We start from the raw sequence: 16,425 nt of genomic DNA, 5'->3' as shown, positions 1-16,425 counted from the left end.
GGCACCGCAACCGCCCCCGGTCGGATCGAACCAAGGAGCACCATGTCCACTCTCAAGCACGTCACCGACGCGTCCTTCAAGGACGACGTCCTGGCCAGTGAGAAGCCCGTCCTCGTCGACTTCTGGGCGAGCTGGTGCGGCCCCTGCAAGCAGATGGAGCCCGTCCTGGAGAAGCTGGCGGCGACGCACGGCGACAAGATCGAGGTCGTCAAGCTCAACACCGAGCAGAACGCCGACACTCCCCGCGAGTACAACGTCCTCTCGCTGCCGACGATGAACCTCTACAAGGACGGCGAGGTCGTCAAGCAGATCATCGGGGCCAAGCCGCTGCGCCTGCTGGAGAAGGAGCTGGCCGACTTCCTGTAAACCGGTCAGGCACGACGGAAGGCCCCCAGATTCGCACTGGGGGCCTTCCGTCGTCACGGACGCCCGCAGGTGCCCACCGCACCGTCCTGGGGGCCACACGGCCACCACACACCCCGGGAGGCCCCCGAACAGTCCGCCGCCCCGTGCGCGGACTCGGCGTCCGGACGGGGCGGCGGGCGGTGTTTCACGTGAAACAGCGGTCAGGGCTCGCGGGAGTCCATCTGGCCGATGATGCGCTCCAGGTCCTCCATCGTCGCGAACTCCACGACGATCTTGCCCTTCTTCCTGCCCAGGTCGACCTTGACCGTGGTGTCCAGGCGGTCGGCGAGGCGGCTGACCCACTCCTCCACCTGGGGCGGGGTGGACTCACGCCTCGGGGTGAGCCGGGGCCGCCTCTCCTGCGGCTCGTCGAAGTCCTCCCCCAGCTTGACGATCTCCTCCAGCGAGCGGACGGACAGCCCCTCCTCCACGACCCGCTGGGCGAGCCGCTCCTGGCGTTCGGAGTCGTCAACGCTGAGGAGCGCGCGGGCGTGCCCGGCACTGAGCACCTTGGCCGCGACGCGCTTCTGCACCTTCGGCGGCAGGTTCAGCAGGCGCAGCGTGTTGGAGATGTGCGAACGGGAACGGCCGATCCGCTCGGCCAGGTCGTCGTGGGTGGCGCCGAAGTCGTCCAGCAGCTGCTGGTAGGCGGCCGCCTCCTCCAGGGCGTCGAGCTCCTGGCGGTGCAGGTTCTCCAGGAGGGCGTCACGGAGCAGTTCGTCGTCGCCGGTGGCACGGACGATCGCGGGGATCCGGTCGAGACCGGCCTGCTTGCTCGCGCGCCACCGGCGCTCCCCCATGATCAGCTCGTACCGGGGCACGCCCGTCTCGTCCTTGAGCTTGCGGACGACGACGGGCTGGAGCACCCCCACCTCCTGGATGGAGTCGCGCAGCTCCTCCAGCGCCTGGTCGTCGAAGCGCTCCCTGGGCTGGCGCGGGTTGGGGGTGATCGCGCCGAGCTCGATCTCCTCCAGGTACGTCCCGTCGGAGAGCCCCTTCGCTCCCGGAACGGCGGGTCCCTGCGGAATGAGCGTTCCCAGTCCCCTGCCCAGTCCGCGCCGCTGCTGACTCACCGGCAACTCCTTCCCTCCTCGAACACATCGGCGCCCCGGCTCCGGGCCGGGGCGGCACCGTCGTCAGCCGCCGAGTCCCGGCGCGCGGTGCGCGATCTCCCGGGCGGCCTCCAGGTAGGCCACCGCACCGGTGGACCCGGGGTCGTAGGTCATCACGGACTGGCCGTAGCTGGGCGCCTCGGACACACGGACGCTACGCGGCACCAGCGTCGAGAGCACCAGGTCACCGAAGTGCGAGCGCACCTCGTCCGCGACCTGCTGCGAGAGCCGGGTCCGGCCGTCGTACATCGTCAGCACGACGGTGCTGATCGCCAGCCCCGGGTTCAGGTGGGACTGGACGAGTTCGACGTTGCGGAGCAGCTGCCCCACACCCTCCAGAGCGTAGTACTCGCACTGGATCGGAATCATGACCTCGTCGCACGCCACCATCGCGTTGACCGTGAGCAGTCCGAGCGACGGCGGGCAGTCGATGAGGATGTAGTCGAGCTCCGAGGTGTCGTAGGCGTCGAGCGCACGCCGGAGCCGCGCCTCGCGGGCGACGAGGGAGACCAGCTCGATCTCCGCCCCCGCCAGGTCGATGGTGGCCGGGGCGCACCACAGGTTCGGGATGTCCGGCGCGGCCTGCGCGAGCTTGCGGAGCTCCTCGTCCTCCACCAGGCAGTGGTAGATGGACCGGGTCTGGTTGTCGCGCTCCATGCCGAGCGCGGTGGAGGCGTTTCCCTGGGGGTCGAGGTCGACCACCAGGACGCGCTGCCCGTGCATCGCCAGAGCGGCCGCGATGTTGACCGTCGTCGTGGTCTTGCCGACGCCGCCCTTCTGGTTGGCGACGCTGATCACGCGACAGGACTTCGGCCGGGGCCAGACGTCGTCGTGCCCGCGAACCGCCATCGCGGCGCGCGCCGCGCGTGCCAGGGGCGTGTCGGGGACGTCCGTTCCGCCGGGGGCGGGGGCGCCGCCGGCCCATGTTTCACGTGAAACACGACTCTGGTCGTCGGGGGCGGTTTCACGTGAAACACCGAGCAGGTCCCCGTAGGCACCCGCGGGGGTCTCACGTGAAACACCGTCGTGGTCGGCTGGGTTCTGGGGCACGAATGAGTTCACCTCTTCCGTCCGCGCTTCTTCTTGCCGCCCCGCCCTTTCCTGGGTCCCGCTGACGGGGGCGGACCACCCTCGGATGTCACCGTGACGCGAACGACCGTGGTAGCGGGATCGACTTTACCCCGGCCCACCCTGATCACATCGCACTCACTCGGGCGCAGTTTGACAACGTCGTCACGCGCGGCGGCCAACTCCGCCTCGGCCTGCTCTCCCTTGAGCGCCAGCAGACTCCCGCCCTTGCGCAGGAGCGGCAGCGCCCACCCGGCGAGTCGGGGCAGCGGAGCCACGGCGCGGGCCGTGACGAAATCGGTGTACAGATCCCCATGCGCCTCCTCGGCGCGCCCCCGCCGCACCACGACGTTGGTCAGGCCGAGGGTCTCGACCGCCTCGTTCAGGAACACCGTCCGCCTCAGGAGCGGTTCCAGGAGCGTCACCCTGATGTCGGGCCGGAGCAGCGCCAGCACCAGACCGGGCAGTCCGGCCCCCGAACCGATGTCGACCACCTCCGCCCCCTCCGGGAGCAACTCCTCCACGACGGCGCAGTTGATGAGATGCCGCTCCCAGAGGCGGGGCACCTCCCGCGGGCCGATCAGTCCCCGACGCACACCGCCGTCGGCGAGAAGTTCGGCGTAGCGCCGTGCCTTCGGCAGCGTGTCACCGAAGACCGCCTCCGCCTCGATCGGCGGGGCGGGCGGCACAGCGCCGGGCTCCTCAGCGCCCGAGGTCATCGGTCACCACCTGTCGGAACTCGTCCATCATCGCTTCCAAGACCGGGCCCGCCCCCCGGGTCCGCCGCGGCGTGTCGGCCGACGGCTCCCCCCGGCACCCCGCGCGCTGTCGGCGCACGGCGGGACGGCCCCTCATGATCCTACGGTTGTGGGACACCATGGTTTCACGTGAAACATGCGCGCATCCCAGGGTGCCCCCCGGCCGCGGCCCGGCGGCCGAGTGCCACCGGACGCTTTGTCGACCCGTCGACGTGTCGCCCCCGCACATGACGAGGGGGCGATGTTTCACGTGAAACATCGCCCCCAGCGTTCCCGGCCGGAGCGGGAGGACGTGGTCAGTCGGCGGGGTGGACCACCACGTAGCGGTGGGGCTCCTCGCCCTCCGACTCGCTCCGCAGGCCGGCCGCGGCGACGGCGTCGTGCACCACCTTGCGCTCGAACGGCGTCATCGGCTCCAGCGGCTGGATCTCGCCGCTCTTCTTCACCTTCTCCGCCGCGTCGGCACCGATGCGGGTGAGCACCCTGCGGCGCTCCTCGCGGTAGCCGCCGATGTCGAGCATCAGCTTGCTCCGCTCCCCCGTGGCCCGGTGGACGGCGAGGCGGGTCAGCTCCTGAAGCGCCTCCAGGACCTCGCCGTGGTCGCCGATCAGCTCGTCGAGCGTCGCACCCACGACCGAGACCATCGCACGGTCGCCCTCGACGTCCATGTCGATGTCGCCATCGAAGTCCGCGATGTCGAGGAGTCCCTCGACGTAGTCCGCGGCGATGTCGCCCTCGTTCTCCAGGGCCTCGACGTCGATCTCGGACTCGGGTGCCTCAGCCACCGCTACTCCACCGCTCTCTTCCTCACTACGTCCCACAGCGTTCCCGTCTCCTCATCATTCACGCCCTGACCGTCGTACGCCTCAGGGGCTGTGTCGCCTGCGCACTTCGAAGACCCTCCGCGGCCGACGTGGCGACGTCCCTAGTGGGACCCGCCGCCACCGCGCTTGGAGCGCGACTGCTTCTTCGGCTGCTTGCGTTCGATCTTAGGCTGTTCCTTCGGCTCCGGCGCGGATTCGGCGGCCTTCTTCCGGCCGAGCATGCCCTTGGCCGGACCGTTCGAGGGGGTCCCGCCGGGCTTGGCGCCCTCGTCGCCGGAACCGGGGGTCGGCTGGTTCCGGTACAGGAAGTGCTGCTGCACCATCGTCCAGACGTTGGAGGTGACCCAGTAGACCAGCACACCCACCGGCATCATGAGGCCGAAGAGCCCGAACAGGGGCGCCATGTACATCATGATCTTCTGCGTCTGCATCATCGGGTTGTCCGGCATCTGCGCGGTGCTGCGCTTGATGCTCTGACGCATGGTGAGGAAGGTCGTCGTGCCCATGATGACGCACGCGATCGCGATGACGACCTTGGCCATCACGGGGTTGGAGGACCCCAGGGCGAGCAGCTCCTCGGTGGAGCTGTTGAACTGGGCGGCGATCGGCGCCTCGATGATCAGCGCGTGGCGGGCGCTCTCGGCCAGCTCCTCGGAGAAGCCGTACTGGGCGTTGCCCTCGGCGACGCTGCGCAGGACGCTGAAGAGGGCGAAGAAGACCGGCATCTGCAGGAGGAGCGGAAGGCAACCCATGATCGGGTTGGTGCCGCTCTCCTGGTAGAGCTTCATCGACTCGCGGTTCAGGCGCTCCCGGTCGTGCTTGTAGCGCTCCCGGAGCTTCATGATCTTCGGCTGGATCTCCTGCATCTTCCGCTGCGTGTTCATCTGCTTGACGAACAGCGGAACCATGAGGAGCCGCATGAGTACGGTGAGCAGCAGGATGGACAGGCCCCACGCCCACCCGCTGTCGGAATTGAGACCGACGAAGGTCAGACCCTCATGGATCCTGGCCAACGTCCAGCCGACGATGTTGTAAAGCCAGTCGAGCACCGGCCAACTCCTATTTGCCTCGGTTCAGCTACTGGTCCCCGGGAGCGGGTCCGGTGCCTCCGGCTCCGCCCGCCGACTCCTCGGCCCCGGTGTGCCGTCGCCCCTTCGGCGGCGGAACAGGGTCGAGGCCCCCCGGGTTGAAGGGGTGGCAGCGGGCGATGCGCCGGGTTCCCAGCCACAACCCCCGCAGGGCCCCGTGCACGCGCAGCGCCTCGACGGCGTACGCACTGCACGAGGGGTAGAAACGGCAGACCGGGGGGAAGAGCGGGCTGATGAAGCGCTGATAGCCCCGGATCGGGAGGATCAGCAGCCGCGCGAAAGCCGTCGGTCTGTGCTCGGTCATCGGCCCGTCCGTTCTCCGCCCTCGTCCGGGCGGCGCCCGGGCACCGTCCCGTTCCCCGTCGGCACGGCCGCCGACGCGGGCGATCCGCCTCGGCCCCGCCGGCGGCGGGACGTCCCTCGGGGCCGCAGCGCCGCGGCGATCGCACTGTCGAGTTGCGTGTCCAGTTCCGCCTGCCGCACCGTGGCGGCGGCGGGCTTGGCACGCACTACCAGCAGGCTACCGTTTGGCAGAACGGCCAACCGGGTCCGCATCACGTGACGCAGGCGGCGCTGGACGCGCTTGCGGACCACCGCTCCCCCGACCGCCTTGCTCACGACGAAGCCGACGCGCGGCGGATCGGCGGGTTCGGGGCCGTCTGCCGGAGGAGGGAGGTAGACCACGGCCACGGCCCCGCGTGAGGCACGGCGTCCCGCACGCATGACGGAGCCGAACTCGGAGCTACGGCGCATCCGGTTCCGCGACGACAGCATGGACACTCCCTCCGGCCCTCGGGCCTCGTCCCACGACAAAGGGACCGGCCGGCGAGAAGGCCGGACCGGTCCCGAGGAACTTGGGGCTGAGCGTGGCCTAGTGGCTCACGGTCAGCGCGGCGCGCCCCTTGCGACGACGCGAGGCGATGATGGCGCGACCGGCGCGCGTACGCATGCGCAGCCGGAAGCCGTGGACCTTCGCGCGACGCCGGTTGTTCGGCTGGTACGTACGCTTGCTCACTGCTGGCTCCAGGGGCGTGTCAGGAAAGTACTACGACAGACCCCCAAGCATATGCGGGGCCTCACGGTGCATGAGCCGAGGCCGCGCCGTCGTGTGGGCACGGGCGCAGACAGATCATCGGCATAAGCATAAAGAAGATACGACCAGGTCGGGTCGGGGTCAAATCAGACGGCGCACCGCGCCCCTCGCCGCCCTCCCGGGGCGTGGCCCGACCGTGGCGCGGACCACGCCCGGACCACGCCCCGGGAGACGGCCCGCGCCCTGTGGACAACGAGTTGTCCACAGGGCGCGGCTCGTCCACATCGGACCCACCCTGTGGATAACCTCAACCTGTGGATAACTCGCCCTCCACCCTCCGCCAGCCGCCCCACCAGCCCGAACGATCCGATTTACACAGCTTGTGAGCTGGGATTTGTGGATAACCCGACACTGTGCACAGGGATCTGCCATCCTGTGGATAAACCTGTGTACAACTTGTGGACAACGGCCTCCGGCTGTGGATACCGAGGCACAAGCGCTCTCGGTCCCCATGAGCGGGATCCGGCTTGTCCACAGGCCGGAGAACGGCTGCCGCCCCGGCAGTCCACACCTCCTCCTGCCCCGGCACCCCCGGAGGGGGAGGACAATGGAAGTTCGTTCCGCGCGCCCGCGAGGGGTTCGCGCGGACCCATGACCGACGACCCCCAGGGTCCACCGTCCCCTCCTGCTCCAATCCGCACCGCACAGATCCGCACCGAAGGGACAGCAACCATGGCAGGTCACCGTGGCTGACGCACAGGTCAACCTCGCAGTGGTCTGGTCCAGCGTGCTGGACGGGATCGACAACGACTCCCTGCCCGCGCACCAGCGCGCCTGGCTGCCCCAGACCCGTCCGCTGGGTCTGATCGAGGACACCGCGCTCATCGCCGCACCCAACGAGTTCACCAAGAAGGTGCTGGAGACGCGGCTCTACCCGGCGATCAGCCGGGCGCTCTCCGCCCACCTCGGCCGGGACATCCGGGTCGCGGTCACGGTCGATCCCACGGCGGTGCCGACCCCGCCGCCCTCACCCGCGGCTCCGCCCCCCGAGGCGACCGGACGCCACTCGCGCCCGGAACCGGCCCCGGCACCGCCCCCCGCCCCGGCCCGACCGCGCCCCGAACCGGGACCGGTCACCTCGCCGTACCGCGCCCCCGGGTCCGCGCCGGACGGCGGCCCGAACCGGGGGGACGTACTCGGCCCCACACCCCCCTCGGAGGCCACTCCCACCGTCCCCGGGGCTCCCGTGAACGGGACCCCTCCGCCGGGCGGACACGCTCCCGTACCCGCCGTCCCCGAGCCGGATCCCCGCCCGGCGTGGCAGTCCACCGGATGGGAGCAGCCCCCGCAGCAGCCCTCGTGGCAGCAGACGACCTGGGACGAGGGGGTGTGGGACCAGCCGAACCGCTGGGAGACACCCCAGCCCGAGGCCGCTCCCCAGGCCCCCGCCGTGCCGGACTCCCCCGGGGGCCCCGCCGCTCCGCGGGTGTCCCCGGTGCCCGCGGAGCAGCGGCCCGCGCCCGAGGCCGAGGCTCCCCCGGAGGCCCCTGGCGGGAAGGGCGCGGGCGAGGCCCCCCAGGACGCGCCGGGCGCTCCCCCGGGGCGCTCCCCCGGAGTGCCGATGAGCGAGCACGCGCGGCTGAACCCGAAGTACACCTTCGACACGTTCGTCATCGGTTCCAGCAACCGGTTCGCCCACGCGGCGTCGGTCGCCGCCGCCGAGGCTCCCGCGAAGGCCTACAACCCCCTCTTCATCCACGGCGGTTCCGGGCTGGGCAAGACCCACCTCCTGCACGCCATCGGGCACTACACGCAACGGCTCTACGAGGGGTCGCGCGTGCGCTACGTCAGCTCGGAGGAGTTCACCAACGAGTTCATCAACTCGATCCGGGACGGCAAGGCGGACGGCTTCCGCCGCCGGTACCGGGACATCGACGTGCTCCTGGTGGACGACATCCAGTTCCTGGAGAACAAGGAGCAGACGCAGGAGGAGTTCTTCCACACCTTCAACACGCTGCACAACTCCGACAAGCAGATCGTCATCTCCAGTGACCGGCCGCCCAGGCAGCTGACCACGCTGGAGGACCGGATGCGCAGCCGGTTCGAGTGGGGACTGCTCACCGACGTCCAGCCGCCGGAGCTGGAGACCCGGATCGCCATCCTGCGGAAGAAGGCCGCCCAGGAGGGGCTCGCCGCGCCTCCGGAGGTCCTGGAGTTCATCGCCAGCAAGATCTCCACCAACATCAGGGAGCTGGAGGGGGCGCTGATCCGCGTCACCGCCTTCGCCAGCCTCAACAGGCAGTCGGTCGACCTCGACCTGACCGGCCAGGTCCTGCGCGACCTCGTCCCCAGTACCGAGGTCCCCGAGATCACGGCGGGGGCGATCATGTCCCAGACGGCCGCCTACTTCGGTCTGAGCGTCGACGACCTGTGCGGAACCTCCCGCTCCCGTGTCCTGGTGACCGCCCGGCAGATCGCGATGTACCTGTGCAGGGAGCTCACCGACCTGTCCCTGCCCAAGATCGGGCAGCAGTTCGGCGGCCGGGACCACACGACGGTCATGCACGCCGACCGCAAGGTCCGTGCGCTGATGGCCGAGCGGCGGTCCATCTACAACCAGGTGCACGAGCTCACGAGCCGGATCAAGGACCAGCCCCCGCTCGCCTGAGCCGGGGAGACGACGCTTCGGGGGCGGTCCGCGTCGGCGGGCCGCCCCCGAAGCGTTGCTCCTCCCCTCCCCTCTCCCCTCCAGCCGGTCCGGCCGCCCGCCACCGCCCCGACCGGGGTTATCCACAGGTTCTGGGGACAACCGCCGCCACGGGACGGGTTCGGCGCGCGATCCGCCCGATGGCACCGCTCCGTCCGCTGTCGCACGGTTTCCCCGGCCACGCCGGGCTTGTCGTCTCTGTTGCGCTGCCCACACACGGGGCGCGGGCGCCCTCACCAGGGCTTTCCACCCTCATCCACACGGACGCGCGCCGGGGGCTGTGGACAAACCTGTGCACAACCTGTTCGTCCTGGTTCGCGAGGTCTGCACGGGGGCACGGAAAAAAAGTTCTCGACTTTCTTGGCCGAGTTATCCACAGGAGGGGGGTCAAATCTGTGGACAACCATGTGGATAACCTGTGGACAAGTGGCTTCGAGTTGTGGGTAACCGGGGGTGCGCCTGTGGACACGTTGCCCGACCATCGGGTCACCGAACCACCGTCTGCTGTGGACAACCCGGGGGAAAACTGTGGACACGGCTGTGGACAGAGTGTGGACAACCTGTGGGCGACTTCGTTCGTCCACAGGACGCCCGAGTTACCCACAGGGTCATCCACAGCGCCTGTGGACAAAAAATGCTGGGTTGACCTGCAGGAACAGGGGTTATCCACACTATCCACAGCCCCTACTACTACTGCGCACCTTCATTAACCCAGATGTGGCTTCACAACAGCTCCGCGGAAAATCTGTGGACAACTCGCCGATCGGCGAGCGACGGAGGGCCATCACCGAGTCGTCAGCGACAGCGGTGGAATCCGGGTAACGTGTGGTCTCGCCCCTGTCCGCCGCCGCCCGATCGGAGCGGTGGTCCCATGGGAGCCGAGGCCGCCCCGGTGGTGCCGGCGCACCCGCTCGCCGCGACGGTCGCCCACCCGCGTCGGAGCCTCGGTCGACCCACCCACGAGCTGCAACGTTGAGGCTTCGACCGGCCCTGTCGGTCGTGCGGAAAGTGAGTCGGAAAGTGAAGTTCCGGGTCGAACGCGACGTACTGGCCGACGCAGTCGCCTGGACCGCGCGCACACTCCCGACGCGCCCCTCGGTCCCGGTGCTCGTCGGCGTCCTGCTCGACGCAGGTGAGTTCGACGGCCGCCAGCAGGTGCGGCTGTCCGGCTTCGACTACGAGGTCTCCACCCAGGCCGCGATCGACGTCGAGGTCGAGGAGCCCGGCACGGTCCTGGTCCCCGGCAAGCTCCTGGCCGAGATCACCCGCAACCTTCCTCCACAGCCTGTGGAGATCTCCACCGACGGCACCAAGGCCGTCGTGACCTGTGGCAGCGCCAAGTTCACGCTGACCACCATGCCGGTCGAGGACTACCCGACCCTGCCCGAGATGCCGGGGGTGAGCGGCACCGTCGGCAGTGACGCCTTCGCCGCCGCCGTCAGCCAGGTCGCCGTCGCCGCGGGCCGCGACGACACCCTGCCGATGCTCACCGGCGTGCGGGTCGAGATCGAGGGCGAGACCATCACGCTCGCCTCCACCGACCGCTACCGCCTGGCCGTGCGCGAGCTGACCTGGAAGCCGGAGAACCCCGAGCTGTCCGCCGTCGCGCTCGTCCCCGCCAAGACGCTGCACGACACCGCCAAGTCGCTCACCTCGGGCGCCGAGGTGTCGATCGCGCTCTCCAGCGGCGAGACCGGCGACGGCATGATCGGTTTCGAGGGCGGCGGCCGCCGTACCACGTCCCGGCTCCTGGACGGCGAGTTCCCCAAGTACCGCGCGCTCCTGCCGGACAGCTTCAACACCGTCGCCGAGGTCAGCCGCTCCGAGTTCGTCGAGGCCGTCAAACGCGTGTCCCTGGTCGCTGAGCGCAACACCCCGCTCCGGCTGGCCTTCAGCCCCGGCCGCCTGGTCCTGGAGGCCGGGACCGGCGAGGACGCCCAGGCCGTCGAGGTCCTGGAGGCCGACCTGGAGGGCGAGGACATCCAGATCGCGTTCAACTCCGGCTTCCTGCTCGACGGGCTCGGCGCCATCGGCACCGACACCGCGCGCCTGAACTTCACCACCTCGACCAAACCGGCGATCCTCACCGGCAAGCCCGCGGAGGAGGGGGCGGACCCCGAGTACCGCTACCTGATCATGCCGGTGCGCCTGTCCGGCTGATCCGGCACCGGTTCGATTGACTTGCGTCTGCCGCACCGCGTCCGCGCCCAGCGCCCGGACCGGCCGGCGCCAACGTGTCCACAGGCGGCGAAGGGGAGCACTGCCATGCAGCTCGGAATGATCGGTCTCGGCAAGATGGGCGGCAACATGGCCGCCCGGATCCGGGAGAAGGGCCACGAGGTCGTCGGCTACGACGTGTCCTCCGACGAGCGGGACGTGACGAGCCTGGCCGAGTTGGTCGACCGGCTCGACGCGCCGCGCGTCGTGTGGGTGATGGTCCCCTCCGGCGATCCGACCGCCGCGACCATCAACGAGCTCGGCGGCCTCCTCCAGGAGGGCGACCTCGTCATCGAGGGCGGCAACTCCCACTACGTCGACGACCGTGCCCGCGCCGAGCAGCTGGGCGCCAAGGGCGTCGGCTACCTCGACGTCGGCGTCAGCGGCGGCGTCTGGGGCCGCCAGAACGGCTACGGCATCATGGTCGGCGGCCCGGCGGTGGACGTCGAGCGCGCCCGGCCGCTCTTCGAGGCCCTCACCCCCGACGCGGGCGGCGGTTTCGTGCACGCGGGCGCGGTCGGCGCGGGCCACTTCGTCAAGATGGTCCACAACGGCATCGAGTACGGCATGATGCAGTCCTTCGCCGAGGGCTACGAGCTCATGGCCGCCTCCGGGATCGTCGACGACGTCCCCGGCACCTTCGAGAGCTGGCGCGAGGGCACGGTCGTCCGCTCGTGGCTGCTCGACCTGCTCAGCCGTGCCCTGGAGGAGGACCCGGACCTCTCCGAGCTGCGCGGCTACGCCCAGGACTCCGGTGAGGGGCGCTGGACGGTCCAGGCCGCCGTCGACCACGCCGTCCCCGCGCCCGCGATCACCGCCGCGCTCTACGCCCGCTTCTCCTCGCGCCAGGACGACAGCCCGGCGATGAAGGTCGTGGCCGCGCTGCGCAACCAGTTCGGCGGTCACGCCGTGACCAAGTCCGACCCGGACCCCCGCACCCCCTCCAGGGACTGACGCTCCGCCCCGAGGACGCCCGAGGCCGTCGCCGACCGACTTCCTCCGGCGTCCCGGGGCCTTCGCGTCCCCTGACCCGCGCCACCGTCCCCGGAGGAGGGCCGGATGTACGTTTCCCACCTGCAACTGGTCGACTTCCGGTCCTACGAGGACGTACTGCTGGAACTGTCCCCCGGCGTGAGCGTGTTCGTCGGGGCCAACGGCCAGGGCAAGACCAACCTCGTCGAGGCGATCGGCTACGTGGCCGCGCTCGGCAGCCACCGGGTCTCCTCGGACACCCCGCTCATCCGGCAGGACGCGCCCCGGGCGATCATCCGGGCCAAGGTCGTGCGCGAGGAGCGCTCGATGGTCGTGGACCTGGAGCTCAACCCGGGCCGCGCCAACCGGGCCCGGATCAACCAGTCCGCCGCCGGCCGGCCCCGCGACGTCCTGGGGATCCTGCGCACCGTCCTGTTCGCCCCCGAGGACCTGGCCCTGGTCAAGGGCGACCCCGGCGAGCGGCGACGCTTCCTCGACGACCTGCTCGTGGCGCGCGCGCCGCGGATGGCGGGTGTGCGTTCCGACTACGACCGGGTGCTCAAGCAGCGCAACGCCCTGCTCAAGTCGGCGTCCGGACGGATGTTCCGGCAGCGCTCGGAACCGGACCTGAGCACCCTGGAGGTCTGGGACACCCACCTGGCGGAGGCCGGGGCCGAACTGTTGGCGGCGCGGTTGGCGCTCGTGGCGGAGCTGCGGCCGCGGATCGCGGAGGCCTACGCGGGGCTGACCGACTCCGGCGGCCCGGCCGTTCCCTCCTACCGCTGCTCGGCGGACCCCGAGGGGGGCGAGCCGGACGCCGACCGTCCACAGCTTGTGGACATCCTCCGGTCCGCCCTCGGTCGGGCGCGGGACCGCGAACTCCAACGGGGGGTCAGCCTCGTCGGTCCGCACCGCGACGACCTCCACCTCCAGCTCGGCGGCCTGCCGGCGAAGGGGTACGCGAGCCAGGGGGAGTCCTGGTCCTACGCCCTGTCGCTGAAACTCGCCGCGTTCGACCTGCTCAGAGCGGACGGGGACGATCCGGTCCTCATTCTCGACGACGTGTTCGCCGAACTCGACGGTGAGCGTCGCCGACGGCTGGCCGAGCGTGTGCGCGACGCCGAACAGGTGCTGGTGACCGCGGCGGTGCCCGACGACATCCCCAAGGAGCTGGACGGCGTCCGGTTCGCGGTGGGCGAGGGGGCGGTCGGGCGTGAGTGACGTTCGTCCACAGCCTGTGGACAGCAGTCGGCGGTCGGCGGCGGGCCCCGCCGCGCACGCCCCCGAGGGGGCCCCTGCCGCCGTCCCGGCCGCCCCGGCCGTCTCCGGCGCAGACCTCGCCCGGCAGGCGCTCGCCCGTGCCCGGGCCGAGGCCCGGGACCGCGGGGCGACGCCCCGCGGAGCGCCGCGGTCCCGCAAGCGTGGCCGGATCCGGTCACGCAACGAGCCCCAGTTGTTCGGTGACGCCGTGCGGACGTGGTTGATCGAGCACGGGTGGCAGGAGCAGGTGGCGATCGGCGGGGTGTTCGGCCGATGGTCGGACATCGTTGGCGAGTTCAACGCCCAGAGGCTCCGCCCGGAGAGCTATTCGGACGGCGAGCTCGTCGTGGTGGCCGATTCGCCGACGATGGCAGCCCAGGCTCGATCGATGGTGCGTGATCTCATGCGCCGCCTGAACGAGGAGCTCGGCGAGGGGACCGTCGTCTCCATCAAGGTGCGTGGGCCCGGCTTCCGCCGCCGCTGAGACCCCCTCGCGGAGTCGCGTCCGACCGGCCGGTCCCCGCAGGACCGGACAGAGCGGGAGGTTTTCGCAGGTCGGAGTGCTGGTGTGTCGGTGTGAGCCGGAGAACGGGGACCCGACGGGGCGGGGGCGGCCCGCCGGACGCGGTCGGGGGGCGGTCGCCCAGCGGCCACTGAACCGCTCCGGAACTTGCGTGGAGGCCCACCCGCGTGTAGGGACTCGGCTCCCTCCCTGAACGTTCGTTGTCGGGCGGCACAGCGCCGTGAATGCTCCTTTGTCACATGGCGCGGGGTATCATGGAGGCGGTTCTTCAGATGCCTGTAGCCGGTCCCACGCCCCCAGGAGAGGGTGGGCGGACGGCCCGTACGGTGATGTGGTGATCCCCCTGGTGTCGCGGTACGCCGACCCCTTCGGTCACCACCCGGCGGGCTGACCGTCGTCCGCTCGGCCGCGGCCGGCAGGCGTCCTCAGCAGGAGGGTGTTCCCACTTGGCCTACGACGCTCGATCAATCACGGTTCTCGAGGGGCTTGAGGCAGTACGCAAGCGCCCAGGGATGTACATCGGTTCCACCGGTGAGCGGGGCCTGCACCACCTGGTCTACGAGGTGGTCGACAACTCCGTCGACGAGGCGCTGGCGGGGCACGCCAACGCCATCGAGGTGACCCTGATGGCCGACGGCGGCGTGCGTGTGGCCGACAACGGCCGCGGCATCCCCACCGACCTCCACCCCGTGGAGAAGCGCCCGGCGGTCGAGGTCGTGTTGACCACGCTGCACGCGGGCGGCAAGTTCGACGGAAAGTCGTACGCGGTCTCCGGCGGTCTGCACGGTGTGGGCGTCTCCGTCGTCAACGCGCTGTCCACCGCCCTGGACGTGGAGATCCGCAAGGACGGGCACGTGTGGACGCAGCACTACGAGATGACCGCGCCCACCGGTGAACTCGTCAGGGGCGAGCAGACCGACGAGACCGGCACCCAGATCACCTTCTGGCCGGACGGCGGCATCTTCGAGACCACGGTCTTCAACTTCGAGACCCTCGCCCGCCGGATGCAGGAGATGGCCTTCCTCAACAAGGGGCTGTCCATCACCATCCGCGACGAGCGGCCGGAGCACACCGACGGCGGCCCGTCGGTCAACACCTTCCACTACGACGAGGGCCTGTCCGACTACGTCCGGCACATCAACGCCAAGAAGGAGCCGGCGCACGCGTCGATCATCTCCTTCGACGAGGACGCCGACGGCATCTCGGTCGAGATCGCCATGCAGTGGAACCAGTCCTACACCTCGTCCGTGCACACCTTCGCCAACACGATCAACACGGCGGCGGGCGGCACCCACGAGGAGGGTTTCCGCTCCGCGCTGACCACCCTGGTCAACCGGTACGCGCGGGACCAGAAACTGCTGAGGGAGAAGGACGACAACCTCACCGGCGACGACATCCGCGAGGGCCTGACCGCGATCATCTCGGTCAAGCTGGGCGACCCGCAGTTCGAGGGCCAGACCAAGACCAAGCTCGGTAACACCGAGGCCAAGTCCTTCGTCCAGAGGGTCACCAACGAGCACCTGCGCGACTGGTTCGAGCGCAACCCGGGCGAGGCCAAGGACATCGTGTCCAAGGCCAGCCAGGCCGCCCGCGCCCGCGTCGCGGCCCGTCAGGCCCGCGACCTCACCCGCCGCAAGACCCTGCTGGAGTCCACCTCCCTGCCCGGCAAGCTGTCCGACTGCCAGTCGACCAACCCGGAGGAGTGCGAGCTCTACATCGTGGAGGGCGACTCCGCGGGCGGTTCCGCCAAGGGCGGCCGCGACCCGCACCACCAGGCGATCCTGCCGATCCGGGGCAAGATCCTCAACGTGGAGAAGTCGCGGATCGACCGCATCCTCAAGAACAACGAGGTCCAGGCGATCATCACCGCCCTGGGTACCGGCATCCACGAGGACTTCGACGCCGGCAAGCTGCGGTACCACAAGATCATCCTCATGGCCGACGCCGACGTCGACGGCCAGCACATCCGCACCCTGCTGCTCACCCTGCTGTTCCGCTTCATGAAGCCGCTGGTCGAGGCGGGCAACGTCTATCTCGCCTCGCCGCCGCTGTACAAGATCAAGTGGGACCAGCGCGGCAGCGACGCGGGGTACGCCTTCTCCGACGCCGAGCGCGACCGGGTCATCGAGGCCGGGATCGCCGCCGGGAAGAAGGACCCGCGACCGCGCGACATGGTGCAGCGGTTCAAGGGTCTGGGCGAGATGAACGCCAACGAGCTGTGGGACACCACCATGGACCCCGAACGCCGGCTGTTGCTCCAGGTCAGCCTGGAGGACGCGGCCCAGGCCGACGAGATGTTCAGCGTGCTCATGGGCGAGGACGTCGAGTCCCGGCGCTCCTTCATCCAGCGCAACGCCAAGGACGTCCGTTTCCTGGACATCTAGTCCGCACCGCCCGGGTCGCGTCCCCCGCGGACGGCGGCCGGGCGGGAGAACCACGCTCAACGAAGCTTCGTAGA

15 protein-coding genes are annotated in these 16,425 nt (G+C 70.2%); 7 read left to right on the top strand and 8 right to left on the bottom strand.

From position 1 onward, the window contains the following. Window positions 1–42 precede the first annotated feature (42 nt). Window positions 43–366 carry a thioredoxin gene (gene trxA, locus ACTVAJ_RS16520; RefSeq protein ID WP_470389057.1) on the top strand — a complete coding sequence of 108 codons (324 nt, stop codon included), beginning with the start codon at window positions 43–45 and terminating at the stop codon, window positions 364–366. A gap of 200 nt (window positions 367–566) precedes the next feature. Here trxA and ACTVAJ_RS16515 read toward each other — a convergent pair whose 3' ends face one another. The 8 genes from ACTVAJ_RS16515 to rpmH form a co-directional block, all read right to left on the bottom strand. Further along, entirely contained in the window at window positions 567–1,478 is a 912-nt protein-coding gene (locus ACTVAJ_RS16515) for a ParB/RepB/Spo0J family partition protein (RefSeq protein ID WP_470389056.1), read from the bottom strand. Window positions 1,479–1,541: 63 nt separating this feature from the next. Beyond that, a complete protein-coding gene (locus ACTVAJ_RS16510; protein WP_470389055.1) occupies window positions 1,542–2,366 on the bottom strand; it encodes a ParA family protein in 825 nt (274 codons plus the stop codon). 209 nt (window positions 2,367–2,575) lie between these two features. Next, window positions 2,576–3,304: a 16S rRNA (guanine(527)-N(7))-methyltransferase RsmG gene (gene rsmG, locus ACTVAJ_RS16505; protein WP_470389054.1), complete on the bottom strand. Its 729-nt coding sequence runs from the start codon at window positions 3,302–3,304 to the stop codon at window positions 2,576–2,578. 335 nt (window positions 3,305–3,639) lie between these two features. After that, window positions 3,640–4,128 (bottom strand): Jag family protein, encoded by a 489-nt coding sequence (locus ACTVAJ_RS16500; RefSeq protein ID WP_470389053.1) that lies wholly within the window; start codon window positions 4,126–4,128, stop codon window positions 3,640–3,642. A 140-nt stretch (window positions 4,129–4,268) separates the two neighbouring features. Further along, window positions 4,269–5,216 (bottom strand): membrane protein insertase YidC, encoded by a 948-nt coding sequence (gene yidC / locus ACTVAJ_RS16495; RefSeq protein ID WP_470389052.1) that lies wholly within the window; start codon window positions 5,214–5,216, stop codon window positions 4,269–4,271. 28 nt (window positions 5,217–5,244) lie between these two features. Further along, a complete protein-coding gene (gene yidD, locus ACTVAJ_RS16490) occupies window positions 5,245–5,559 on the bottom strand; it encodes a membrane protein insertion efficiency factor YidD (protein WP_470389051.1) in 315 nt (104 codons plus the stop codon). Further along, window positions 5,556–6,029, bottom strand: coding sequence for a ribonuclease P protein component (gene rnpA, locus ACTVAJ_RS16485; protein ID WP_470389050.1), 474 nt, complete (start codon window positions 6,027–6,029; stop codon window positions 5,556–5,558). Before rnpA ends, yidD begins: the two co-directional genes overlap by 4 nt. Before the next feature lie 97 nt (window positions 6,030–6,126). Beyond that, window positions 6,127–6,270: a 50S ribosomal protein L34 gene (gene rpmH / locus ACTVAJ_RS16480; RefSeq protein WP_013155858.1), complete on the bottom strand. Its 144-nt coding sequence runs from the start codon at window positions 6,268–6,270 to the stop codon at window positions 6,127–6,129. Window positions 6,271–7,033: 763 nt separating this feature from the next. On the opposite strand from rpmH, the gene dnaA reads away from it, so the two are divergent. From dnaA to gyrB, 6 genes are all read left to right on the top strand, one after another. Further along, window positions 7,034–8,956 (top strand): chromosomal replication initiator protein DnaA, encoded by a 1,923-nt coding sequence (dnaA, locus tag ACTVAJ_RS16475; protein WP_470389049.1) that lies wholly within the window; start codon window positions 7,034–7,036, stop codon window positions 8,954–8,956. A 1,059-nt stretch (window positions 8,957–10,015) separates the two neighbouring features. Further along, window positions 10,016–11,155: a DNA polymerase III subunit beta gene (dnaN, locus tag ACTVAJ_RS16470; protein WP_470389048.1), complete on the top strand. Its 1,140-nt coding sequence runs from the start codon at window positions 10,016–10,018 to the stop codon at window positions 11,153–11,155. Between the two features lie 105 nt (window positions 11,156–11,260). Then, window positions 11,261–12,166 (top strand): phosphogluconate dehydrogenase (NAD(+)-dependent, decarboxylating), encoded by a 906-nt coding sequence (gene gnd / locus ACTVAJ_RS16465; RefSeq protein ID WP_470389047.1) that lies wholly within the window; start codon window positions 11,261–11,263, stop codon window positions 12,164–12,166. A gap of 105 nt (window positions 12,167–12,271) precedes the next feature. Continuing rightward, entirely contained in the window at window positions 12,272–13,405 is a 1,134-nt protein-coding gene (recF, locus tag ACTVAJ_RS16460) for a DNA replication/repair protein RecF (protein ID WP_470389046.1), read from the top strand. A gap of 16 nt (window positions 13,406–13,421) precedes the next feature. Beyond that, complete coding sequence (locus tag ACTVAJ_RS16455; protein ID WP_470389045.1) at window positions 13,422–13,928, top strand: DciA family protein; 507 nt, start codon at window positions 13,422–13,424, stop codon at window positions 13,926–13,928. Window positions 13,929–14,413: 485 nt separating this feature from the next. Next, a complete protein-coding gene (gyrB, locus tag ACTVAJ_RS16450) occupies window positions 14,414–16,351 on the top strand; it encodes a DNA topoisomerase (ATP-hydrolyzing) subunit B (RefSeq protein ID WP_470389044.1) in 1,938 nt (645 codons plus the stop codon). Window positions 16,352–16,425: the final 74 nt, after the last annotated feature.

The sequence above is a fragment of the Nocardiopsis sp. KDC1DS13DA1 genome (assembly GCF_055632325.1).
The sequence above is the reverse complement of the archived record's forward strand: the minus strand, read 5'-3'. Positions and strand labels throughout refer to the sequence as shown.

Excerpts from the sequence above, each read along its gene's own strand:
- trxA (WP_470389057.1), top strand. The coding sequence starts at position 43 with ATGTCCACTCTCAAGCACGTCACCGACGCGTCCTTCAAGGACGACGTC.
- ACTVAJ_RS16510 (WP_470389055.1), bottom strand. The coding sequence starts at position 2,366 with ATGGCGGTTCGCGGGCACGACGACGTCTGGCCCCGGCCGAAGTCCTGT.
- rsmG (WP_470389054.1), bottom strand. The coding sequence starts at position 3,304 with ATGACCTCGGGCGCTGAGGAGCCCGGCGCTGTGCCGCCCGCCCCGCCG.
- yidD (WP_470389051.1), bottom strand. The coding sequence starts at position 5,559 with ATGACCGAGCACAGACCGACGGCTTTCGCGCGGCTGCTGATCCTCCCG.
- rnpA (WP_470389050.1), bottom strand. The coding sequence starts at position 6,029 with ATGCTGTCGTCGCGGAACCGGATGCGCCGTAGCTCCGAGTTCGGCTCC.
- gnd (WP_470389047.1), top strand. The coding sequence starts at position 11,261 with ATGCAGCTCGGAATGATCGGTCTCGGCAAGATGGGCGGCAACATGGCC.
- recF (WP_470389046.1), top strand. The coding sequence starts at position 12,272 with ATGTACGTTTCCCACCTGCAACTGGTCGACTTCCGGTCCTACGAGGAC.